The 21,561-nt window shown below is 68.3% G+C and carries 23 protein-coding genes and 1 pseudogene; 4 read left to right on the forward strand and 20 right to left on the reverse strand.

The window, feature by feature from the left end:
• Positions 1–111 precede the first annotated feature (111 nt).
• Both ACFYT4_RS33135 and ACFYT4_RS33140 read left to right on the forward strand, forming a co-directional pair.
• Positions 112–759, forward strand: coding sequence for a hypothetical protein (locus ACFYT4_RS33135; RefSeq protein ID WP_389277600.1), 648 nt, complete (start codon positions 112–114; stop codon positions 757–759).
• Entirely contained in the window at positions 756–1,010 is a 255-nt protein-coding gene (locus ACFYT4_RS33140) for a hypothetical protein (RefSeq protein WP_389277603.1), read from the forward strand. Before ACFYT4_RS33135 ends, ACFYT4_RS33140 begins: the two co-directional genes overlap by 4 nt.
• 417 nt (positions 1,011–1,427) lie before the next feature.
• Here the strand turns inward: ACFYT4_RS33140 and ACFYT4_RS33145 are convergent, their stop codons facing one another.
• The 20 genes and pseudogenes from ACFYT4_RS33145 to ACFYT4_RS33240 all read right to left on the reverse strand — a co-directional run bounded on the left by ACFYT4_RS33145 (position 1,428) and on the right by ACFYT4_RS33240 (position 20,738).
• Positions 1,428–1,640 carry a hypothetical protein gene (locus ACFYT4_RS33145; RefSeq protein WP_389277606.1) on the reverse strand — a complete coding sequence of 71 codons (213 nt, stop codon included), beginning with the start codon at positions 1,638–1,640 and terminating at the stop codon, positions 1,428–1,430.
• A 327-nt stretch (positions 1,641–1,967) separates the two neighbouring features.
• Positions 1,968–2,729 (reverse strand): SDR family NAD(P)-dependent oxidoreductase, encoded by a 762-nt coding sequence (locus ACFYT4_RS33150; RefSeq protein WP_389277609.1) that lies wholly within the window; start codon positions 2,727–2,729, stop codon positions 1,968–1,970.
• Positions 2,730–2,803: 74 nt separating this feature from the next.
• The gene (locus ACFYT4_RS33155; protein ID WP_389277612.1) at positions 2,804–3,997 is read right to left on the reverse strand and encodes a thiolase family protein; all 1,194 of its coding nucleotides are present in this window, start codon (positions 3,995–3,997) and stop codon (positions 2,804–2,806) included.
• A gap of 522 nt (positions 3,998–4,519) precedes the next feature.
• Positions 4,520–5,617: a phosphotriesterase gene (locus ACFYT4_RS33160; protein WP_389277615.1), complete on the reverse strand. Its 1,098-nt coding sequence runs from the start codon at positions 5,615–5,617 to the stop codon at positions 4,520–4,522.
• A complete protein-coding gene (locus ACFYT4_RS33165; protein ID WP_389277618.1) occupies positions 5,614–7,437 on the reverse strand; it encodes a CocE/NonD family hydrolase in 1,824 nt (607 codons plus the stop codon). The genes ACFYT4_RS33160 and ACFYT4_RS33165 overlap by 4 nt, the downstream gene beginning before the upstream one ends.
• Positions 7,434–8,213 carry an ABC transporter ATP-binding protein gene (locus tag ACFYT4_RS33170; RefSeq protein WP_389277621.1) on the reverse strand — a complete coding sequence of 260 codons (780 nt, stop codon included), beginning with the start codon at positions 8,211–8,213 and terminating at the stop codon, positions 7,434–7,436. The genes ACFYT4_RS33165 and ACFYT4_RS33170 overlap by 4 nt, the downstream gene beginning before the upstream one ends.
• The gene (locus ACFYT4_RS33175; protein WP_389277624.1) at positions 8,206–10,173 is read right to left on the reverse strand and encodes a dipeptide/oligopeptide/nickel ABC transporter permease/ATP-binding protein; all 1,968 of its coding nucleotides are present in this window, start codon (positions 10,171–10,173) and stop codon (positions 8,206–8,208) included. Before ACFYT4_RS33175 ends, ACFYT4_RS33170 begins: the two co-directional genes overlap by 8 nt.
• Positions 10,173–11,108, reverse strand: coding sequence for an ABC transporter permease (locus ACFYT4_RS33180; RefSeq protein WP_389277627.1), 936 nt, complete (start codon positions 11,106–11,108; stop codon positions 10,173–10,175). The genes ACFYT4_RS33175 and ACFYT4_RS33180 overlap by 1 nt, the downstream gene beginning before the upstream one ends.
• A 66-nt stretch (positions 11,109–11,174) precedes the next feature.
• Complete coding sequence (locus ACFYT4_RS33185; protein ID WP_389277630.1) at positions 11,175–12,755, reverse strand: ABC transporter substrate-binding protein; 1,581 nt, start codon at positions 12,753–12,755, stop codon at positions 11,175–11,177.
• Between the two features lie 69 nt (positions 12,756–12,824).
• Positions 12,825–14,411: an AMP-binding protein gene (locus tag ACFYT4_RS33190; RefSeq protein ID WP_389277633.1), complete on the reverse strand. Its 1,587-nt coding sequence runs from the start codon at positions 14,409–14,411 to the stop codon at positions 12,825–12,827.
• The gene (locus ACFYT4_RS33195; RefSeq protein ID WP_389277636.1) at positions 14,408–15,175 is read right to left on the reverse strand and encodes an enoyl-CoA hydratase/isomerase family protein; all 768 of its coding nucleotides are present in this window, start codon (positions 15,173–15,175) and stop codon (positions 14,408–14,410) included. Before ACFYT4_RS33195 ends, ACFYT4_RS33190 begins: the two co-directional genes overlap by 4 nt.
• Positions 15,176–15,255: 80 nt before the next feature.
• A complete protein-coding gene (locus ACFYT4_RS33200) occupies positions 15,256–15,906 on the reverse strand; it encodes a TetR/AcrR family transcriptional regulator (RefSeq protein ID WP_389277639.1) in 651 nt (216 codons plus the stop codon).
• An 84-nt stretch (positions 15,907–15,990) separates the two neighbouring features.
• Positions 15,991–16,284 carry a hypothetical protein gene (locus ACFYT4_RS33205; RefSeq protein ID WP_389277642.1) on the reverse strand — a complete coding sequence of 98 codons (294 nt, stop codon included), beginning with the start codon at positions 16,282–16,284 and terminating at the stop codon, positions 15,991–15,993.
• 36 nt (positions 16,285–16,320) lie between these two features.
• A complete protein-coding gene (locus ACFYT4_RS33210) occupies positions 16,321–16,578 on the reverse strand; it encodes a hypothetical protein (RefSeq protein WP_389277645.1) in 258 nt (85 codons plus the stop codon).
• A gap of 15 nt (positions 16,579–16,593) precedes the next feature.
• A complete protein-coding gene (locus ACFYT4_RS33215; protein WP_389277648.1) occupies positions 16,594–16,776 on the reverse strand; it encodes a hypothetical protein in 183 nt (60 codons plus the stop codon).
• Between the two features lie 133 nt (positions 16,777–16,909).
• Positions 16,910–18,042: pseudogene (locus tag ACFYT4_RS33220) on the reverse strand (IS630 family transposase).
• A gap of 51 nt (positions 18,043–18,093) precedes the next feature.
• On the reverse strand, positions 18,094–18,570 hold the full coding sequence (locus ACFYT4_RS33225; protein WP_389277651.1) for a hypothetical protein: 477 nt from the start codon (positions 18,568–18,570) through the stop codon (positions 18,094–18,096).
• Between the two features lie 75 nt (positions 18,571–18,645).
• A complete protein-coding gene (locus tag ACFYT4_RS33230; RefSeq protein WP_389277654.1) occupies positions 18,646–19,362 on the reverse strand; it encodes a hypothetical protein in 717 nt (238 codons plus the stop codon).
• Positions 19,363–19,418: 56 nt separating this feature from the next.
• The gene (locus ACFYT4_RS33235) at positions 19,419–19,721 is read right to left on the reverse strand and encodes a hypothetical protein (RefSeq protein ID WP_389277657.1); all 303 of its coding nucleotides are present in this window, start codon (positions 19,719–19,721) and stop codon (positions 19,419–19,421) included.
• 441 nt (positions 19,722–20,162) lie between these two features.
• Complete coding sequence (locus ACFYT4_RS33240) at positions 20,163–20,738, reverse strand: replication-relaxation family protein (RefSeq protein WP_389277722.1); 576 nt, start codon at positions 20,736–20,738, stop codon at positions 20,163–20,165.
• Between ACFYT4_RS33240 and ACFYT4_RS33245 the strand changes: the two genes are divergently transcribed.
• Both ACFYT4_RS33245 and tpg read left to right on the forward strand, forming a co-directional pair.
• Positions 20,622–20,900: a hypothetical protein gene (locus tag ACFYT4_RS33245; RefSeq protein WP_389277660.1), complete on the forward strand. Its 279-nt coding sequence runs from the start codon at positions 20,622–20,624 to the stop codon at positions 20,898–20,900. The genes ACFYT4_RS33240 and ACFYT4_RS33245 overlap by 117 nt on opposite strands.
• A 97-nt stretch (positions 20,901–20,997) precedes the next feature.
• Complete coding sequence (gene tpg / locus ACFYT4_RS33250; protein ID WP_389277663.1) at positions 20,998–21,558, forward strand: telomere-protecting terminal protein Tpg; 561 nt, start codon at positions 20,998–21,000, stop codon at positions 21,556–21,558.
• Positions 21,559–21,561 lie beyond the last annotated feature (3 nt).

The raw sequence follows: 21,561 nt of genomic DNA on the forward strand, positions 1-21,561 counted from the left end.
CAGCCCCATCACCTACGAAGCCACACTCGAAGCACCACCAACTACGCTGGCATCAGCCGCATAACCCGTGTTCAGGATTCGGGGTCAAGGCCCGTTTGTCCGGGAGGTCACATGCGCATCAGGGCGTCGCGCCCCGTCAGCCTGCTTGCTGGGGTTGCCCTGGCCGGAGCCGGCCTGGCAGCCGTCTCCGGTTGCGGCGGCCAGCAGGCGGCCGTCGGCGGCACCGATGTGCTCGCGGACCGTGCCCGGCAGGTCGCCGAAGCCTGGGACGGTTCAACCGCAGCCGCCGCATGGCGTGTCGGCTACCACCCCATGGGGGAGACAGTCCGGCTGCCGCGGGGCGGCCTGCGCAGCCCGGCGGATATGCAGGCCTACAAGGACCAGAGCTTCGTCCTGCGCGGCAGGCTGCCCGTCACCTGGCCGAAGGACAGCCAGGTGACGTGGGCCGCGGGTATGCCGCTCACCCGGCCGCTGATGGGGGTGGACGAGTCGTACAAGACCCTGGCAGGCACCGCCGTGAGCGGAAAGCCGCACCTCACGGTTACCGGGGCGAAGCTGGGTGAAATGCGTGTGGCCACCAGCCGCGGACCGGCGACGGTCCCGGCCTGGCTCTTCACCCTGGACGGTTATGCCACCCCCCTCAAGCAGGCCGCTGCCATCCCGTCGGCCCCCCTCGGTCACCCATCGGTCCGGCCCGCGACGTCCCCGGCCCTCCGCTCGACCGGCTCATCCAGATCGCCGCAGACGGCCGCTCGGTGACCGTCGTCGCCCTCCACGGCGTCTGCGACGACGGCCCCGCGGTGGACGTTCTGGAAACAAGCGGCAGCGTCGTACTGTCGGGCTCCGTCAAAGACCAAAAGGACAGCGGCAACTGCACCAAACAGGCAAAGCTGCAGCAGGTGACGGTGAAACTGGAACACCCCCTGGGTGACCGCGTCCTGCTCGACACCCACACCGGCCAGCCAATTCCCTACAAGGGGCTAAACGGGATTTCGCCGAGCCGAAGTTGAGTCTGTCGGTTCTGTTCCCCTCTGGTTTGCGTCCGCTGAACGGCGGACTCACCGCGGACAAGAGGAAGGCGCTCGCCGAGCTGGGGCGCGACTGGGCCACCTGACCCAGGAAAGGGTGCCGCCCCGGGGATGTGCGTGGGGGTGGGCGCCGTGCTCGTTTGAGTGGTGTCGCGGCACAGTCTGGTCGGTTGCGGACGGCCGCCTGAGCCGGGCCCCGAACTTCACAGTCAGTAGGAAACGTCGAAGTAGTCGATGTCGGGTGAGGGCGACTTCCAGGCCCGCGGCGCGGCGCCTGCCGCCCTTGAAGTACACCCCCCTGCAGTGCTTCGGCGGCAAGGTCGCACATCTGCTGGTCGGTGGCACCCTGTTGCTGGGCGTCGAACAGGCGGCGGGCGTAGGCCAGCGGAAGGTGGAAAGTCAGGCGGCGCATCCGGCCGTCGCCGGTGGTGCCGACGGGCGCGGTGTAGCCGACCGGGCCCGGGTCTCCATGGTGATGCCGGTGGCTGTGGCGGCCTGCTTGCGGTGGCGCTTGCGGACCTGGAGCTGCCAGCGGGCGGGGACAGCAGCGTCCATCCGGTCGGCGATGGGCTTGGGCGGGTGTTTGCGCTCGCCGGTGTGGTGACGCTCCACCGAGCGCTGGCTGACCCCGATCTCCTGGGCGACTGCTGTGGGGTAGCACCCCAGCCCGTTCGTTCAGCAGGCGGCAGGAAGGCTCGCCACGCAGTGGACGGGTGGGCGGTCCTGCGCGGAACCATCTGCCCACGTGCACGGAGCGCCGCCCCGTGCCAGCCGTCCCCGCCCGGCCGGGGAGGGTTCCGGTGACCGGTCGGCGGCACTGGCCTGACCGGTCCGTATCCGGTCGCGGCGGGTTCTTCCCGGCCCGCCGCGTCCGGGCAGGGCAGCCAGCCTCGAAGCCCGAGCCTGCCGAGCCTCCGAAGGACGGTTTCGGGTGGGGTTTCAGCGTGGGGCCATGCGGATGGCTCCGTCCAGTCGGATGGTCTCGCCGTTGAGCATGGGGTTTTCCACGATGTGGGCGGCCAGTGCGGCGTATTCGGCGGGGTCGCCGAGCCTGGAGGGGTGGGGGACCTGCTGTCCGAGGGAGGCCTGGGCGGCTTCGGGAAGTCCGGCCAGCAGCGGGGTGCGGAACAGGCCCGGTGCGATGGTGACCACGCGGATCTTGTGCTGGGCCAGGTCCCGGGCCACGGGCAGGGTGAGCCCCACGATGCCGCCCTTGGAGGCCGAGTAGGCGGCCTGTCCGATCTGTCCGTCGAACGCGGCCACCGAGGCGGTGTTGATGATCACTCCGCGCTCCCCGGCCACCTCCTCGGTCCGGGCGATGCGCTCGGCGGCCAGCCTGATGACGTTGAAGGTCCCGATCAGGTTGACGCTCACCACCCGGGTGAAGTCCGCGAGCGGAAAGGCCCCGCCCTTGCCGAGCGTCTTGACCGCGTTGCCGATCCCGGCGCAGTTGACCGCCACCCGCAACGGAGCCAGCGCCTCGGCGGCATCCAGAGCCGCAGCCACCTCCTGCTCACCGGTGACGTCGGCAGGGGCGAACACCGCTCCCCCACCCAACTCGGCGACGACGTCCCTACCGGCAGACGTGGGCAGATCGACGATGACCACACCGGCTCCGGCCTCGGCCAGCCGCCTGGCGGTGGCGAGCCCCAGCCCCGAGGCGCCACCCGTGATCACTGCGGAGCTTCCGGAGATGTCCATATGGTTCCTTACTGTGCGTGGGGCGCTGTGCCCGGAGCGGACGACAAGGCGCCCGGTGTGGTGGGCGGACGGGGTCAGAGGAGTTCGATGATGGTGGCGTTGGCCATGCCGCCGCTTTCACAGATGGTCTGGAGGCCGTAGCGTTCGCCGGTGCTCTCCAGGTGGTTGACCAGGGTGGTCAGGAGGCGGGTGCCGGAGCTGCCGAGGGGGTGTCCGAGGGCGATGGCCCCGCCGCGTGGGTTGAGCTTGGCGGGGTCGGCGCCGAGTTCGGCCTGCCAGGCGAGGGGGACGGGGGCGAACGCCTCGTTGACCTCGTAGGCGTCGATGTCGTCGATGCCCAGGTGGGCGCGGGCGAGGGCCTTCTTGGTGGCCGGGATGACTCCGGTGAGCATGAGCAGCGGGTCGGAGCCGGTGACGGCGAAGCCGTGGAATCGAGCCCGTGGGGTGAGGCCGAGTTCTTGGGCGCGTCGGGCGCTGGTGATGAGGGCGGCGGAGGCGCCGTCGGTCAGGGGTGAGGAGTTTCCTGGGGTGATGCGCCAGTCGATCTCCGGGAAGCGCCGGGCGGCCTCGTCGTCGCGGAAGGAGGGCTTGAGCCGCGCCAGACTCTCCGTGGTGGTGTCCGCGCGTACCGTCTCGTCCTGGGTGATGGTCCGCTCGGTCCCGTCGGGGCCGGGGGCGAGGATGGGGATGGTCTCGTTGGTGAAGGCGCCCGCGGCGGTGGCTTCGGCGGCTCTGCGGTGGGATTGGGCTGCGTACTCGTCCAGGGTGGTGCGGTCGAGTTTCCAGCGGGCGGCGATCAGTTCGGCGGATGTGCCCTGGCGGATCAGCCCGTCGCGGTAGCGGGCGTGCATGGCCGAGCCGGTCGGGTCCTGTCCTTGGAGGGCGCTGAACATCGGTACTCGGCTCATGGATTCCACGCCGCAGGCGATGACCACGTCGTAGGCGCCGGCGAGGACGCCCTGGGCGGCGAAGTGCGCGGCCTGCTGGCTGGAACCGCATTGGCGGTCGATGGTGGTGCCGGGGACGGTCTCGGGGAAGCCGGCGCCCAGGACAGCGTTGCGGGCGATGTTCATCGTCTGCTGTCCGGTCTGGGAGACGCAGCCGGCGATCACATCGTCGACCAGCGCGGGGTCGAGGTCGTTGCGCTTGACCAGGGCACGCAGGACCTGCGCGAGCAGGTCCGCCGGGTGCACCCCGGACAACTGGCCGCCCGGCTTGCCCTTGCCGGAGGGAGTGCGGATCGCATCCACGATCACCGCGTCGTTCATTCGTCTCACCATTTCATCGTCGGTCTTGCGGGCGATGTCCGGCACAAGGGCCGGCCGTCCCCTCGTGGTTCAGCGTCCGGTCCAGCGGGCGGGCCGTTTCCCGGCAAAGGCCCGGTGTCTTCCTTGGCGTCCTCACTGGCCATCAAGGCAGCCACCTCGGTGTCGTTGAGCGCCCACGACTCCGGGCCGAGCTCCGATGCGCAGGCGGCTTGCTCCCGCAGCATCCGCTTTCCCGCTTGCGCCGCCAACGGCGCGTGGCGGCGATCGCCTCGGCCAAGGCGCCGTCTCCCGGGCCGAGGAATCCGCCCTGGAAGCTGCGTTCCGTATCGGTCGTCGGGATGCCGCAGGTTCTCTACTCCTGATCTCCACCCCGCCGACACGCTGGCAGCGTGCTGGGCCATCACCGGTGGCCCTCACCAGGCGAACGGCGCTCCGACATCTGTTTCCGACAGGTCGGCCCACACGCTGAGCGGCCGCGTGAAGGCCGCGTGGGGTGCAGACCGATCAGCCCCTCGCTCCGGTTCATCCATGCGTGCTTGCCCTGGCAAGAACCCTGGCCGGGTTGTGGCGCACGATCGTGTCGACATCAGCCGAGGAGAGTCCGCGTGATGCGAAGTACGGGATCACGTCGGTCAGGATGTAGTCGTATCCGTTGCCGCCGTACTCGTGCAGTTGAGCCTTGGTGCAGACATCGTGAGAGATCAGTATTCGTTCGACGTGTCCTCGGGCGACGAGCTCGATGATGAGGTCGATATTGGGTCGGTTGTCGACTTGGGGAACCTCCAGCAACTGAGGCAGGCCCAGAGTGTCGAACTCGACGTACATGCCTCGTGCGAGCAGGCTTTCCACCATGTCGAGGTCGACGCCGGTGATGTGGCCGGCGATGACGCGGTTCAGGTCGGCGCCGGCGCGTTCGAGGTGGTCGGGCCCCTTGTGCCACAGATCGGGACGGCCGATGTGGTTGTGCAGCGAGATTGCGGCGCCGGTCACGGCGCTGGCCCGGGCAGCAGCCGTCATGACGCGCATCTCGTTCGTCTCGGCCTCGTCGTCGAAGTGTTCGGCGCCGATCTCGCCGATGAGCCCGGCGCGTACCGAGGTGTCGTCGATCCCTTCCTGGAGGTCGCGCGTCATGATCTCTTCGAGTTCACCGGTGGTGATCTCGTCCATGTCCTCGGGATGGTAGGCGCGTCGGTAGTAGCCGGTGCCGAGAACGATGTTGACGCCGGTGACTTCGGAGAGCCGGACCAGGTCGAGAGGCCGTTGTCCCATTCCTCGGCTCGTGACGTCGACGACGGTGCCTCCTCCGTGGCCGGCGAAGTCGCCGAGCTCTCGCGCCGCCAGGGCGACGTCGTCGAGCCGGAGCATGTCACGGTTGCCCCCGAACAGGCGCCTTCGATGCCAGCTCGCTCGCCGCGCGGTGAACTCCTCGCCCCAGTCCACGAGTTGTGCCTCGTTGGTCGGGAAGTCGAACCTGCTGGCCTCCTGCCGCGAGGGCGTGTCGTAGGGGGTGCTCAGGTCCAGGAGGAGGTGCTCGTGCGGCAGGGTCACTCCGAGCGAGTCGGCGCGCACCGGGCCGGTGACGGTGATGACGTGTCGCTCGCTGGTCGTATCGCTGGTCATGCGGGCTCTCCCACGTCGTGGATCCGCGGGAGTGAGACGTTGGAGGGGTGTTCCGGAGACCTGTGGACGGTGATCTGGGTAGTGGGCTGTTCGGCGGCGACAGGTTCGAAGGTGTCTGCGTCGGCGCCGGAGATCGCGAGCCGGAGGCGGTGTCCGTGGCTGACGACGGCCGAGAGGGCGTGCATGGTGAGGCGGACCAGCGTCGGTTCTCCGGGCACGAGTGGGTGGCTGCTCGCTCGGGTGAGGGTGGGCGTCGGACCCGGATAGGTCGCGCCTCTCCGTTCGGACCCGGCAAGACTCAACCGGAGGCAGGCATCGCTGAGAAGGGTCACCGTCCCGTCGGGCGCCACGGACTCCAGGTAGACCATGACAGCGCCGTCGGTGCCGTCGATCGAGAGCCACAGGTCCGCCACGGGCGAGCCGGTGAGTTCGAGGTCGGTCTCCAGTGGGTCGGAGTCGTACACCAGAAGAGATTCGTCCTCGGCGCGTCTGTCGCCGTAGTCCAACGGCGTGCCGAACTGCGTGTGCCACCGGTTCTTGGTGCCGGTGGTGGCCGCGGGGTTGACGTCCCGGGCGTCTTTCCCGTCGGCGGTCGGCGGCGCCGGGCGCAGCTGTTCACGGTCCGCGAGGTGGAGGATCCACGGCTGGTGGCCGGCAGGCGGCCAGCAGGCGGTGCGGCGCCAGGTGTCGGCGCCGACGGTGAAGTACTCCAGGGAGCGTTCGGGAGGGGTTCCCGGTCGGTCGCCCATGAGGGGCCGGAGGAAGGTGTCGATCGCGGCGTACTGGGCTGCCCTTGACGGCTCGGGTGATGCCTCGTCACGGGCACCGTAGGGGTTGGCGTTGGTGCTCGCTCCGTGGTTCCAGGCACCGATGATTCCGACCGTGGGGCCTTCGTAGGTCAGAAAGCGGGTGAGGACGCCGTCGGCGGTTCCGCCGTCGTACCAGCTGCCCCAGTGCATGCTCGGCACGCGTCGTGAGTCGATGGCCGGCCAGAGAGTCGAGGGACTCACCGACTCCAGTGTGGTCGAGGTGTCGCCCGATGCGAACGGATCGTCGGCGTACTCCAGTGACTCCACGATCTGGCGGGTGTTGCCGGCCTTGCGATGCTCGGACACGGCCTGCGCGAGCAACGTTCCGTCGTCGCCGTCGACGGCGGCCACCGAGACTCCGGCAGGGAGGTCGTCGGCCAGTGCAGGCTCCGCGGGATCGTTGTTGCGGTCCATTGCCTGGGTCAGGGTGATCCAGGTGTCGCTGATGACCGTGTTGGTCAGTCCGCCGGGGCGGAAGGCGTGAAGGTACTCGCTGAAGTCGCTGAACCGCGGCACGACGGCGCGCAGCGCGGGACCGCTGGTGATGCTGGTGAGCTCGGCGGCGTTGCCGGGGTACGAGGTCCCCAGCGTCGCCACTGCTCCATTGCTCCAGGGCTGCTTCGAGACCCACTCGACGACCTGGCCGTAGTCGGCGATCTCATCATCGGCCCATTCGGTGGCACGGGAACCGAAGGAGGCGCCTGTTCCTCTCACGTCGACGACCAGGAAGGCGTACCCGACGCCGGTGAAGTACGCGACCGCGTCGGCGAACGTGTCCGAGACCGGTACGGCGCCGGTGGATCGCCGCCAGTAGCGGGTGAACCAGATGATGGTCGGTCGCTTCTCGTCGGGGTCGGGCGTCCACAGGTCGACGGCCAGCCGGGTTCCGTCGGACATCGGGACGTAGCGGGAGTCCGGCCGCGAAGGGCGGGAGGACAGCTGGGCGCTGGGCTCGTTGGTGAGGTACACGGTGATTCCCTTCTTGCGCTCGACGCTCGGCGCAGTTGTCACGGGGCGGCGAGGGGCGGGACCGTCAGGACCGCGTCTACGAGGTTCTGGGTGTAGGGGACGGCGCTGTTGGCGAGCAGCCTGGTCGCCGGACCCTCGTCGACGACCTCGCCGTTGCGCATGACCGCGATGTTGTCGCTGAGGTAGCGCACGGCAGCGAGGTTGTGGGAGATGAAGACGAAGGTCACCGCGGTCTGCTCCTGCAGTTCGCGGAGGAGGTTGAGGACGGCGCTTTGGACCGAGACGTCGAGGGCGGAGGTGACCTCGTCGGCCACGATCACCTCCGGTTTGGCCGCGATCGCACGGGCGAGGGCAACCCGTTGCCGTTGGCCGCCTGAGAGCTCACGTGGCTGACGCTCGGCGTGCTGCGGGTGGAGGTGCACAAGATCCAGCAGGCGTTCGAGCTCGGCGTGAGCGAGGTGCCTGGGGATCGGCCCGGCCGCGGCGATCCCTTCCAGGATCGACTGGCCGGCGGTGCGGCGGGGGTTGAGGGCTCCGGAGGAGTCCTGGAACACCATCTGGATGGCACGGCATGGACGCGCCTTGGCGCGGCGGGCTGAGGCATCGGCGATGACACGGTCACCGAGTGTGATGCGACCATGGCTGATGGGCGTCAGGCCCACGGCGGCTCGCGCGAGACTGGACTTGCCTGACCCGGACTCGCCGACGAGCCCCAATGTGGTCCCGGCGCGGGCGGTCAGCGTGATGCTGCGGACTGTCGGCGTAGTGCCGGGTGGGCCGTAGGTGAGGGAGACCTCCTCGAACTTCAGGTCAGGCATCACATGTTCCCTTCTCTTGCGTGCCCTGCCCCGTCTCCTGGTCGTGATCGGCGTCGAGTGGCTGCGGGCCGCTGATCGGGTAGAAGCAGGCGACCTGGGTCGGGCCGAGTTCCAGCAGGTCAGGTGCCTGCTCGGTGCAGCGGGCCCGGGCGCGCGGGCATCGAGGCGCGAAAACGCAGCCGTCGGGTCGCTTGTCCGGCTCGGGCGGTCGGCCGGGGATCGAGCTCAGTGGTTGGCTCCGGGGAGCGTCCAGTTCGGGGACCGAGTCGACCAGAGCACGGGTGTAGGGGTGCTGGGCGCGTCGGAGGTCGGCGACTTGGAGATCCTCGACGACCCGGCCGCCGTACATGACCAGTACGCGAGTGCACAGGTGGGAGACCACCCCCAGGTCATGGGAGACGAAGAGCAGCGCGGCATCGGTCTCCTCGGTGAGGGTGCGGAGCAGATCGAGCACCTGCAACTGGACCGTTGCGTCCAGCGCGGTCGTCGGTTCGTCGGCGACGATGAGAGCCGGGTCGTCCATCAGGCCCATCCCGATGGCGACGCGCTGTCGCATACCGCCGGAGAACTGATGCGGGCGATACCGCATCCGGTTCGCGGCATCGTGGATGCCGACTGCGGTGAGGACTTGCTCAGCCCGCTTCCGGGCGGCATGACGCGAGCGGTGCCGATGCACCACGGTCTCCTCCACCATCTGCGAGCCAACGCTGATGACGGGGTTGAGCGCCGACATCGGATCCTGACCCACCAGCCCGATCCGCCCGGCAAGCCGCCTGCGCAGGGTACGGTCCACGCGGGCCACGCCGAGATCGATTCCGTCGAAGGTATGCACGTCGGCGTGGGCGGTTGTGCCTGCGGCCTCAAGTTTGATGAGCGAGGCGATCGAGAGGCTCTTGCCCGAGCCGGACTCGCCGACCAGTCCGACTCTCTCGCCGTTGCGCAGACGAAGGCTGAAGTCGACGACCAGGGCACGGTCGCCGAGGAAGTCGCCGGCTTCGACACGCAGGCCGTCGACCCGCATCAGAGCCGAAGGAGCCGTCGGTGTGTCAGCTCCCGGCAGGTACGTGGAAGCCCGCCCGGTACGAGGACGGCTGTCCCGTCGTTGGGGACGCGTCGACCGTTCGCCGGTGAGAGCTTCACCGACGATGTTCAACGCGATGGCCGCGAGCACGATGGCAACGCCTGGTCCCAGGGCGGTGGCGGGGTTGGTGTAGAGCTGGCCCAGCCCGTCGCTGAGCATGCTGCCCCAGTCGATCGCGGGGTCGCTGACGCCCAGGCCGAGGAAGGACAGGCTGGCGAAGGCGAGGAGGGTGGTTCCGGACAACACGCTGGCGTTGGTCAGAAGTGGTCGCGAGACACTCGGCAGCACATGGCGTGCGTACAGCCTCGGTCCGCCGACCCCGAGGCACCGGGCTGCGGCAACGTAGTCGCTGGCCAGGGCCGCCTTCGAGGCGTTCTCGGTGACGCGGGCGAAGTACGGGGCAAGCGCGAAGCCGACGGCGAGCAGGCTCCCGCGTCCTCCGGTTCCGACTATCACGGCCAGGAACAGAGCCATCATCAGCGAGGGAAAGGCGACCAGTACCGCGATACACCCCGAGATCACCGCCCCGAACCGCCGCCCGGCCGCTGCCAGGCCACCGACGATGAGGCCCGTCGTCGCCCCGATCACCAGCGCGAGGACGGAGAGGGAAAGAGAGAGCCGGGCGCCGACCACGATCCGCTCGAAGATGTCGCGCCCCAGGGCATCCGTGCCCAGCCAGTGGTCGGCTGACGGCGGCATGTTCAGCGCATTCGGGTCCGGAGTCCTGGCCCCCTCCCCCCAGATGTACTCGGGGACCACTACCAGGAGCAGGAGAACCAGGAGGATGAGCACCACGGCGAGGTGGTTGCCCGGCACCAGCACAGGCCGGAGCGCAGCGCGCCACCGGGATCGCCGCTGGTCCGAGGTGGTCGATGCCATCAGGTTCTCCTCGTCGTACGTGGGTCGAGGACTGCGAGCACGAGATCGACCCCGAGGTTGAGCAACAACACCATCGATCCGTAGACAAGGGCGATGCCCTGGACCACGGGGTAGTCCTTGGCCTGGATCCCCTCGACGAACGCGATGCCGAGGCCCGGCCACGAGTAGACCGTTTCGATCAGGACGGTGCCGGCGAGCATTCCTCCGAGGAGGAGCGCACCCACCGTCAGCCCCGTGGGCATCACATTCGGCAAGACGTGCCGGCCGTGGATACGGACACCGGAGAGGCGTTTGGCACGAGCCGTGCGGATGTACTCCATGGAGAGCACTGATCGTCCTTCCGATCGCAGGACCCGGGCGAGCATCAACGCGGGTGCCAGGCTCAGCGAGACCGCCGGGATGACGTACGACTCCGGTCCGGACTTCCCGGCGATCGGAAGCCACGGGTTGCTGACGGCGAACAGGTAGACAAGGCCGACGCCGAGAACGACCTCGGGAATGCTCGCACCGATCGTTGTGGCACCGGTGAAGGCCGGGTCCACGATCCGTCTCGACCGCCCCTGCGAGGCGGCCGCGCCAAGACTCCCCAGCGGCACCGCGACGACCACCGCGATGGCGAATGCGACCAGGACGAGCGAGACGGTGTTCCACAGTCCCGCGTCGATGATCTGAGAGACCGGGATCCGCCTGCTGATCGACTCCCCGAAGTCGCCGGTCGAGATCGACTTCAGGTAACTCCAGTACTGGACGAGCAAGGGATCGTCGAGGTGGAGCTGGTGACGCATCCTTTGGACGTCCTCCTGCGTCGCGCTCATGCCGAGCGCCGCGCGTACGGGGTCGCCGGGCACGAGCTGGATCATGAGGAAGGTGAGGGTCACCAGCGCCCAGAGCGAGACGACGAAGCGGACCAGGAGACGCCCGACGCGACCGAGCATCCCCCGGACCCGTCGCGCCGGGCGACGGATCGGGATCGCCGCATCAGGTGCTGCGGTCGCCATCGGTCAGCTCACCGCCCGCAACGACGTCGGTACGATGTAGTTGCCGACGATCTTGAACTCGACTCCGTTGCCCATAACGGGGACGTTGAGGTTGGCGTACGGGATAAGTGAGAATTCCTTGAGCAGGGCGACCTCGCCGGCGTTCCAGCGGGCGCAGTCGGCCTCGGGGTCGGCCAAGGGCTCGCTGTTGACTGCCTTGTCGTAGGCCGGGTTGCGGAACGACGCGAAGTTCGTGCCTTTCGGAGGCGCCTCGCCGGAGAAGTACTGGCTGTTCTGGTTCGGTGTCCGCTCGCCGGTGCCCACCAGCGAGACGTCGAAGTCCGCGGTCCTGAACATGCGGTCGTTGAGCTGGGCGGCCGTGACAGCGGAGACCGTGACCTTGATGCCCAGCTCTCGCCACTGCGACGCCAGGAACGCGGCACCGTCGGTGTAGCCGGAACTGGCGAAGTTCGGGGTGAGGATGTCGAGCGTGAGCGGTCGGCCGTTCCTGGTGCGGACACCGTCGCTGCCGGGCACCCATCCCGCCTGGTCGAGGAGGCTCTTGGCGGCAGCCACGTCCTGGGTGGGCAGGTTTCCTGCCACGGTGTTGCCCGGGCAGACCTTGGGTTCGACGGCGAGGAGGCTCGTCGGCACCTCGCCGTGGCCGCCAGTGGTGATCTTGAGCGCGGCGCCGAGATCGAGGCTCCGGGTGAGCGCCTCCCGCACTCTCTGGTCCCGGGTCGGGCGGCCGGACGCTTCGTTGTAGGCGATGAGTCCCTGCAACACCTGCTGTTTCGCGTGGAAGAGGTTCGGCATCTTCAGGAGCCGGCCGCCGTCCGGGCCACTGGCGATGGTGATGTTCACTTCGCCCGCGACCAGGAGATTGGCCGCCGTGGTCTTGTCGGCGACGATCCGAAGCTCAAGGGTCTTGGGCTGGCCCTTCTCCGCCGTCGTGGCTCCGCCAGGACCCCAGGTGTAGCCGTCGCGGCGCTGGTAGGTCAGGCTTGAGCCGGTCTTCGCATCGGTCAGGACATACGGACCCGTGCCGGCAGTGGCCGAGGCGAGACCCTTGCGTTTCTTCAGCCCCTTCTCGCAGACCATCGGGATGTCGGCGAGATTGACCAGCAAGAACGCGGGCACGGATGGGGTGGTGAGAGTCACCGTGCTGCCGCTGGCAGACACCGTGCTGCCGGACGGGAACGAGCTCGCGTACGGAGAGCCGTTCTTGGGGTCGATGATGAACTTGAGGTTCTGTGCCGCGACGTCCGCAGTGAACTTGCTGCCGTCCGAACAGGTCACACCGGGCGTGATCTGGAAGGTCGACGTGCGGGCCCCGACCTTCCAGGAGGACGCCAGCCCCGAGACCGGATCACCGTTCTCGTCGCGGTAGACCAGCGAGTCGTAAGCCAGCCGGCCGAGATCACGGTTCAGGTCGACCGAGGTGAGTTGTGGGTCGAGGTTGCCTGGGTCAGACCCGATGGCGTAAGCGATGGTGGCGTCTGCCACCGGCTCCTTGGGACCGTCACTGCGGCTGCTGCCGGTGCCGCATCCGGTCAGTACCGCGCCGAGTCCGAGACAAAGAGTGATCGTGAGTGCTCGCTTCATGGTTCTTCCTTCGTGCATTCGAACTGTTCTCAGAGGTGGTGGACGGGTGATTCCCGAGCGGGCCGTCGATCACTGAGGTGACGACTTCGGCTCGCTCTCGCGGTCCCATGTGGTCGCGGTCACCCCCTCGTGTTTGAGCGAAGCCTTGGCGACCTTCTCCGTGGAGGTGTGCGGCAGCGTGTCCACGCGGCGCAGATAGCGCGGCACCATGAACGCCGGCAGCACTTCGGCGCAGAACCGCGCCAGCTCGGCCGGGCCGAGCGAGTCGCCCGGCGCGACGGCGTACGCCAGCATGACGTCCTCTTCGGTCATCGGGCTGGGGACGCCGTACGCGGCGCACTCGGCGATGGCCGGGTGCGCCTCTGTGGCTGACTCGATGTCCAGCGCCGAGATGTTCTCCCCGCGGCGCCGGATCACGTCACTCGTGCGACCGACGAAGTAGACCCAGCCATCCTCGTCGCGGCGCACCAGGTCCCCCGTGCGGAACCAGCCGTCTCGACGCGATGCGGCCGTCTCTACGGGCATCCCCAGATAGCCCTCCGACATCAGGTGCGGCTCACGCGCGGTCACCAGGAGCTCACCTGTTTCGCCGGCCCCGACCTCGGACCCGTGCGTGTCGACTACACGGATGTCGTACTCGGCGATCACCTGACCGCACGACCCTGCCTTCCGGGGAAGGTCGAGAGGCTGCGCCGTGACCATGCCGACGTCGGTCGACCCGTACATCTCCACCACCCGGAGTCCGAACCGTTGCTCGAACTCGGCAGCGAACGACGGCACTGGCACACCCCACGCGAGACGCGCCGTGTTGTCGGCGTCGCGGGCCTGCTTCGGAGCCTGGTTCAGAAACGTCAGGGTGGCGCCCATGAAGTCGAAGACGGTCGCGCCGAAGAAGGCGACGTCGTCCCAGAATCGGCTCGTCGAGTAGTTCTCACCAATGGCCGCCGTGGCGCCCACGGCCAGTGCCGCCATGGTCGTGTAGCTGATCGCGTCGGCGTGGAACATCGGAAACGGGCAGTACAGGACATCGTTGCACCCGATGGACAGGTACTTCGCGAGCAGTTCTCCTTGCCGCACCAGATAGTTGTTGCTCAGGACGCAGCCCTTGGACGGCCCGGTCGTACCAGAGGTGAACAGGATCATCGCCGTGGACTCGGGCGCCGGGGTCTCTGACAGCGCCGGATGAGCTACGTCGAGACAGTCGACCTCACTCAGCGACTGCCACCCGCGTGGGAGGGCCACGCCCTGGGCCGGGCGGGCCGCAGCGATCAGGATCTGACCGACGTGTTCATTCGTACGCAGGAGCAGGTCAAGTCGGGGAGCCTCGTCGTCGTCGGCGAAGACGGCCCGGGCATCGGCCACGTTGAGCTGGTGAGTCATCTGGTCATCGCTCAGCCGGCAGTTCAACGGCACCGCCGCGGCATCCAACGCGTTGAGCGCGAACCACGTGATGGCATGGTCGAGGCTGTTGCGCATCACGATCACACCTCGGTCACCGGGTCGCAGACCCCTCCTGAGCAGGCCCTCGGCGCGCGCGTGGCTCTTGGCGAGGACCTGGGCGTAGCTGAGTGCACCCTCTCGGGTGTGGAGGAAGGTGCGGTCCGGCCACCGCTCGCCGGCCTGCTGGAGAGCGGCCCACACAGACTTCCCGCTCACGGCCTGCTCTCCCGCTTCCCGGCCACAAAGGACGTGATGCGGTCTACGGTCTCCGGCACCCGGAATGACGCGCTGAGCAGCTCCGACTCCAGGGCAAGCGCAGCGTCGGTCCCGGGGGCCGAGGCGCGAAGCAGTTGCTTGGCGTACGCGACCCCCTGGACAGGGGCGAGCGCGACAGCAGAGGCGACCTTGATCGCCTCGTCGACCACGGTCCCGGTCTCGACAACACGAGTGACGAGGCCGATCGAGAGAGCGTCCTGGGCATCCAGCACCCGTCCGAAGATGACGAGCTCCCGTGCCCAGCCCTCCCCGACACACTGACGCAGGAGCAAGGACGACGCATTGCTCACCGTCAACCCCCACTGGGCCTCAGGGCAAGCGAAACGCGCGTCCGCCGACGCGATCCGCACATCGCAGTTCAAAGCCAGCTCAAGGCCGCCACCGAACGCGACACCCGCGACAGCGGCGATGGTCGGCTTGTCGGTCTCAAGAAGCGTGCGGGCCAGACGCTGGTAGTCCGCAGCCTGACGATCGAACTCGTCGCACGTCAGCCCGGCGGCCACTTCAAGGTCCTCCCCGGAGCAGAACGCCCGCTCGCCCCCGGTGATGACGATCGCCCGAATCCGGTGTGAACCACAGGCCCTCTCGACCGCGTCGATCAACAACGCGACCCCCGTGGGATCCAACGCGTTCAGCTTTGAAGGAACGTTCATGCGGATGATCGCGACACCCTCGCGCTGCGAGACCACGACAGGGCTGCTCATGGACGACTGCTTTCGTAGGTGATGACGACGTGGGACCGGCGGTGTCCGCGGGGTGCGGCGGCGCGCTGTGCCGATGCGGCTCACAGCGCAGGGTCGGGTGACAACACCTGCCTGGGCGGCCCGACATGCACATCGGCCCGCCTGACGGGGCCGCTGGTTCCCCGTGCCCGAACCAGGCCCAGAGCAAGGTCGGCCTGGAGCGCGCACAACTCTGCGAGCCGCACCGGTCCGTCGAGGCGGTACCAATGAGCCACGCCCGTGGCCAGCGTCAGCAACCCAGTCGTCGCGATGGCCACGTCGTCGACCTCGAACACACCAGCGGCGACGCCCCGCGCGACCACGCCGCGCCACAGTCGTTCGTAGTCGTCACGCAAGATGCCCATCTCCTTGCGAGCGACCGGACCGAGCGACCGCACCTCGGTGTCCGAGACCAGGGTGGACCTGTGCCGGCCGCCGTGCACCCACACATGCATCTCCACGAGCGCTACAAGCTGTTCGCAGGGATCCGCGTGCTCCCCCAGCGCCTCACGTGCCGCATCACCGAGCGGATCCATCACCGAGCGCATGATGTCGACCAGAAGATCTTCCTTGCCCGACATGTAGTTGTAGAGCGTCGCGGTCCTGATGCCCGCATGGTCGGCGAGTTCGCGGATGCCGACCGCATGGAAGCCCTTCCGCGAGAAGAGCTCGACGGCAGCCAGCCTCAGACGCTCACGCGTCTGCTCGTTCAACTCTCGAACCACACCAAACCCCTCCATTTATGTACGACCGATCGATCGATCGTGTATGAAGTGAATGGGGCGTTGCTCACATTGTCAAGACCATTGCCGAAATCCGTTCCGCGGATACGAGGACGTCAGGCGCCAGGCGCGGTCCGGTTCCCGGCATCTTGTCCTGACCTTCGGCGACATCGGCGGTCTGGCCGACGGCCACCGGGTCGGTTGTTCGACGCCGTCCAGGACGAGCACCGCCTGCGGGTCGGTGACGATCGGGATGTGCAGGCGTACGAGGCCCCGGTCCAGGCGGTATTTGGGGTCGCAGTGCGCCTTCGAGACGGCGCCGGGCCCCAGCGCCATCAGCCGCACCGCGTTCAGCGGGGCCGGGATCAAGTCCAGGATCTGCGCGAGGTAGGGCAGATGGTCGAGTCAGCGCGTCGGAGCGAAGGGCTCCGGTCCGGGGCCGCCGGGGTCGGTGCGTTCCGGGTTGCCGCCGAGGCTGCGCAGCGGGAGGACACGCCAGTCGATGGCAGCCGCCTGGCCGACCTGGCCGCCGCAGGTGTGGGTGCGCTGCGGGTTCCAGGTGTGGCCGGTGACCGTGGCGAGGTCGGCAGCGAGCCGGCCGGGGTCGAAGACGGGGGTCAGCAGGGCGGCCTCGGCCGCCGCGACCGGTGAGGTGGTGGTCATGAGTGGGGCTCCCGGTCAGGAGGAGAAGGACACGGCGGCGGTGCCGATGTGGCGGCTGGCGTCGTAGGTGCCGGCGGGCACGGTCGCGAACCGTGCGTCGAGCCGGCCGAACGCGGCCGCATGGCCTACGGCGGGGTCGTAGGCGATGCAGAACACGAACTGCACCGGCTCGCCGGGGGCGAGGGGGATGGCGGGCATCGACACGATCACCCCGGTCCGGGTGGCCGGGACGTACGCCAGCCCCCGGGTCGTCGAGCGCGGCCAGGAAGACGGTAAAGGACGGCACCGCCCAGAGGTGGGCGGGACGTGGTACTCGGCCACTAGGGCCGTTTCAGGCAACGTTCGCCCTGTTGACGACCTTGCATAGGTGTTTGTCGGTGGCGTGTTTGTTCCGCCAGATGATGTAGCGGCGGATCATGCTGCCCTGCTCTTTGTGGGTGGTGTGGTCGGTGCCGTCCGGTGCGAAGTAGCGCAGGGCGGTGAACTGGGCCTCGATGCGGTTGAGCCAGGAGCTGTTGGTCGGGGTGTAGGCGAGTTCGACGTTGTTCGCCGTGGCCCAGTCGCCGACCCGGCTGTCCTTCTTCGTGGTCAGGTGCGGGGAGAAGTTGTCGAGTACGATCGCGATCCGGATGTGCGGCGGGTAGAGGCTGCGCAGGTAGCGGCAGACTCCAGGAACCTTGTCCGGTTCTTCTTCGGCTCGATGTGGCCGTAGAGCTTGTCCTTGGCCAGGTCGTAGGCGGCGAACAGGTGCCTGACCCCGTGCGGGCGGGTGTAGGTCGCCCGGCGCCGTCGGCGGGGTTCCCGGTCGGGGTCCTTGTGCTTCCCGCCGCGTTCGGCCCACTGCCGGCCGGGGTGCGGCTGGAGGTTGAGCGGCCCGAACTCGTCCAGGCAGAAGACCACTTCAGGCTCGCCGTCCTCGGGTATCACCTCGCCGTCGGCGATCGCGTAGAGGTGCTCGACGCGGGCCTTCTTGCCCGCGTAGTCGGGGTCGCGGGAGGTCTTCCAGGTCTTTACGCGTTGAAAGGAGACGCCCTCCTCGCGGAGCAGGACCCGAAGGCCCTCGTGGCTGATGTCGTCGACCACCCCCTCGGCGACCAGGAAGTCGGCCAGCTTGGCCAGGCTCCAGGTCGAAAACGGCAGGCCGTGCTCGGCCGGCTTGGACTTGGCGGTCTTCTTGATCTCCCGGCGTTCCGGGAGAGTGAAGGTTCTGGGCCGGCCGCCTTTGTACTTGGGGTAGAGCGCCTCGAAGCCGTCGGCGTTGAAGTTGTGGATCACGTCCCGGACCCGGTCCGCGCTGGTGAACGTCACCTCCGCGATCTTCGCCACCGGCATGCCCTGCGCGGACAGCAGCACCATCTGGGCCCGCCGCCAGGTCACCACCGAACCGGTTCCTCTGCGGATGATCCGCAGCAACCGTCTGCCCTCGTCGTCATCAATCTCCCGAACCCGCACACGTTCAGCCACCCGATCATTCTCGCCGTACGGCCCCTCCCCACACAGCAACCACGCAACCTCTCATGACAGGGCAAACGTTGCCTGATGCGGCACTAGCTCATGTTGCTTCTGCGTCATCAGCAGCGCGTACTCAGTGGAACCGGGCGGGCTCACGGCCACTGCGGTGCCGTCTCGGGCGACCATCGCTTCAAGCTCCCGGACCCCCGGCCGGATCGGTGCGCTCTCCCCGATGCCACGTTCACGAGCCTGCTGGGGCAGATGATGCGGGCTGATCCGCCGGGTGTTGCCCCGGATGATCTGGCCCGGAAGGTAGAGATCCACGACGACTTCGAGCGCGGCCGGCACCTTCCGGTACGAAGGCAGCTCATCGCCGGGCGCGTACCCTTCCAGTTCCTTCAGCGCCCAGGCGCGCAGTTCCTCGTGGTGGGCGTAGCCGGCCAGCATGAGGCGCTGCCGGAGGGCGGAGGCGAGAGAGGCAGTGTCGTCCAAGACGGCGCGTTCGAGCTGCTCCAGTCCACGGACGTCGGATGTCTTCACAGCGTCCAGTCTGCACTGCCCCACTGACAACTCTGAATGCTTCGCTGCTCAACCTCAGCAGGCAGCTTCGGCACCTTACGACATGTCGGCAGTGCCAATGGCGATGGCGTCTCGTTCTGCGTAGGCAACGGGTGCTGCGACGGTGACCGGGGAGTTGTCTCCTACTGTGATCTGTATGCTCGAAACCGCCCGACGGACCTGCTCAGACGTGGGTTCTTCATCTCCGGGTGGCATGGTGGCCCGTAGCTCGGCGACGAACTCAGTCAGTTGGGTACGGACCTGGTCAAGGACGCCTTCCAGTGCTGCGGTGCTGACGGACCAGTACACCGAGGTGACGGTCAGGAAGGGGTTATGCTGTAGCTCCTGCTGATCCTTGGTCATCAACCGGGCCACGTAAGCCATGCCGGGCATTCCGAGCCTGATGTGCTTGCCGTCTTTTGACCCGGCTGCTGTGGCCTGGATTTCCGAGATACCCCAGGTCATCCCTATTTCTTCCTTGACGTCGTTGCGTACAGACTCCGGCAGGTCCTGTGGGCCGATTTCCTGGCCCGTGAACTGCTTGGGCCCCGCTATCACATCGGCCTTGAGCTGAACTGAGATCTTTCGGTAATCGGGGAGCTCATTCATCGCGTCGGTGTATCCCTTCAGCTCGCGACGAGCCCAGGTCCGCAACGGTTCGGAGGACGCACGGCCTCCCATAATCAGCACCTGCCGCAGGAGTGAGGCAAGCGCGACCGAGTCGTCCAGTACATCGCGCTCAAGGCGGGCGAGGCCGCTGAGGGAACTGCTCATGTAGGTCTCTCTTCGAACGACGAACCGAAGGATCGATCGAACCCCCGGTAATGGCCTCACTTACCGAGGGCGAGGATCGCGACGATGACCGCCGCAATGGTGCCGAGCGCGCCGACGGCCGTCCACACTACGGCGGCGCGGCTCCACCCAGACACAGGAGGCACCGGCGTCGGCTGGTTGGCGTTGGCGTTGGCGCTCGCGGTACCCCCACGCTCGGCGTGGGCAAAGGGAGCGGTGACATTGACGGGCGAATTGTCCCCGCCCGAGATGTGGATGCTCTGCCCTGCTCCTGCCATGGGCGGGTTCGGCGATGAGGAAGAAGAAGGCTCTGGCCCAGCGGTCATATCGTTCTCTTTCAAGGTGAACAGCGATGGCAGCAGGCAACGACCGGATGGCCCCGCCCTCCCCCGACAGCTCTACGCGCCGGACCGTAACACCCCCCACTGACAAGCGGCCCACCTCTGCCAGACGAGCGGTACAGGACGGGATCGCCTCTACCAGCAGACCGAAGGCGACCCGCCCGCGCCCTCGCCGACCGCCGCCCCTGGCACGGGGAGCGGTTGACAGACTGACCGCGCGGTCGTCAGCTCTCGCGTGCCTCCGAATGGGTGTGTGCGCAGGCTCTGGGCGCGTCCTGGGGCATCGCCCTGGGCGGGGGCGGGTCAGTCGGGGGGTTGGCGGAAGGCCGGCCGTTCAGCAGCTGCTCGCCACCGGCGTTCATCCGGTCAGCTTTCCAGCCGCCACAGACACCACCGGCAGGCTGGCGGGCCCGGCCTGGGTGGAGGCCGGGCCCGCTGTGCTCACCGCGCCTTGGGCAGCGCGGTCAGAACCCGCCGTTCCTCGCCGTGGCCGACGACCCGCCACACCGGCCGGTCGGCCCCGTCCCGGGTGAGCCGGTGCAGGGTCGTCATCGCCACGGTCATCCGGTAGTTCACATTCGACAGGCGGCGGGCGTGGTCGTGGAAGGCGGCCTCCCTCGTGTCCGGGGCCGCACGGCGCGGGGCCGAGGCGAAGACGAACAGCATCGGCGGGAAGGGCCGCTCCAGGTACGGCCCGGCGTAGGTCTCCTGCCAGTGGTTGCGCGGCGCGCGGGCAGCGTTGCCGCGCCCGGTGGGCGGTGCGTTGCGGTAGGCGTCGTAGCGCTCCAGCTTGGCGGCCAGGCGCGGGTAGGACATGGTGCGGTCGATCTTCACGAACGCGCTGGAGCCGTCGGCCAGGAGCACCACGACGTCGGGCACGAGGTTCCCGGCCGGGGTGGAGTGGGCGACTTCCACCTGCCAGTCGGCGTGATCGGCGGCCTGCGCCTGGTGGAAGGCGACGACGGTGTCGACCAGGGCGAGGCCGTGCTCACGCAGGCCCGTCCTGCCGACGGCGATGCGCTGCCCGGTGGCCCGGCCGGCCGCTGGCAGAGCAACGCAAGGGCGGCTTCAGAAGAGGAACGCGGGCCGAACGGGACGGATCGCCGAATGGTCGTGAAGGACATCGCCGGCGCGACCGGCACGGTGCGCTGTAGCCGACGGCTGTGGGCGTTGTCCTGAAGAAACCGGAACTGAATAGAAGAGACGGCCAAGTGTGGAAGACATGAGGTCACCGGCCGCAGGGTGCCAGCCTGCAAGCTGCTCGAAGGGGATGGATGTGGGAGAGATCGCGCAGGGGCTGGAGCGCGCGCTGCGCACTCGACCGGTTCCTTCAGGTACCGAGGCTCGTCTGCGGTTTCTGCTCAAGGCGCACCGGGGTTCCACCTGGGAGGTTGCCGCCGTGCTGGGGGTGTCGCAGCGCACCGTGCAGCGGTGGGTGACGAAGAAGCCCGGAGGCCGGCGCCCGCCGGGTCCCGCGCAGATCCAGGCGATCGAGGCGGCGGTCCTGGCCAAGTGGCAGCCGCGGATCCGGGCCCGGCTGCAGGCGCGGGCCGAATCGGAGGGCTTCGTCCTGCACACCAGGGCGCGGTTCGGGTTCGCCGCGGCGGCAGGGTCCTCGGACGATCCGCGGGTGCGGCGCATCACCCAGGGTCTGTCCGGGGAGGTGGCCCGGGAGCTGTTCGCCGCCCGGGACGCGGGCGCGGGCGAGCAGCAGCAGCAGATGGTGATCCTCGCCCGGGCACTGGGACACGCCTACTTCCGCGACAGTGGCCAGCGCGCCCACGGGGTGCACATCGCTTTCACCGATGTGGAGTTCGCCGACTTCTCGATCCGGTAGCCC

This window comes from Streptomyces sp. NPDC004609, assembly GCF_042873655.1.
GTDB lineage: Bacteria > Actinomycetota > Actinomycetes > Streptomycetales > Streptomycetaceae > Streptomyces.

Excerpts from the sequence above, each read along its gene's own strand:
- ACFYT4_RS33180 (WP_389277627.1), bottom strand. The coding sequence starts at position 11,108 with ATGCTCGGTCGCGTCGGGCGTCTCCTGGTCCGCTTCGTCGTCTCGCTC.
- ACFYT4_RS33215 (WP_389277648.1), bottom strand. The coding sequence starts at position 16,776 with ATGCCCGCCATCCCCCTCGCCCCCGGCGAGCCGGTGCAGTTCGTGTTC.
- ACFYT4_RS33150 (WP_389277609.1), bottom strand. The coding sequence starts at position 2,729 with ATGGACATCTCCGGAAGCTCCGCAGTGATCACGGGTGGCGCCTCGGGG.
- ACFYT4_RS33230 (WP_389277654.1), bottom strand. The coding sequence starts at position 19,362 with ATGAGCAGTTCCCTCAGCGGCCTCGCCCGCCTTGAGCGCGATGTACTG.
- ACFYT4_RS33160 (WP_389277615.1), bottom strand. The coding sequence starts at position 5,617 with ATGACCAGCGATACGACCAGCGAGCGACACGTCATCACCGTCACCGGC.
- ACFYT4_RS33170 (WP_389277621.1), bottom strand. The coding sequence starts at position 8,213 with ATGCCTGACCTGAAGTTCGAGGAGGTCTCCCTCACCTACGGCCCACCC.
- ACFYT4_RS33195 (WP_389277636.1), bottom strand. The coding sequence starts at position 15,175 with ATGAGCAGCCCTGTCGTGGTCTCGCAGCGCGAGGGTGTCGCGATCATC.
- ACFYT4_RS33185 (WP_389277630.1), bottom strand. The coding sequence starts at position 12,755 with ATGAAGCGAGCACTCACGATCACTCTTTGTCTCGGACTCGGCGCGGTA.
- ACFYT4_RS33210 (WP_389277645.1), bottom strand. The coding sequence starts at position 16,578 with ATGACCACCACCTCACCGGTCGCGGCGGCCGAGGCCGCCCTGCTGACC.
- ACFYT4_RS33135 (WP_389277600.1), top strand. The coding sequence starts at position 112 with ATGCGCATCAGGGCGTCGCGCCCCGTCAGCCTGCTTGCTGGGGTTGCC.
- ACFYT4_RS33175 (WP_389277624.1), bottom strand. The coding sequence starts at position 10,173 with ATGGCATCGACCACCTCGGACCAGCGGCGATCCCGGTGGCGCGCTGCG.
- ACFYT4_RS33155 (WP_389277612.1), bottom strand. The coding sequence starts at position 3,997 with ATGAACGACGCGGTGATCGTGGATGCGATCCGCACTCCCTCCGGCAAG.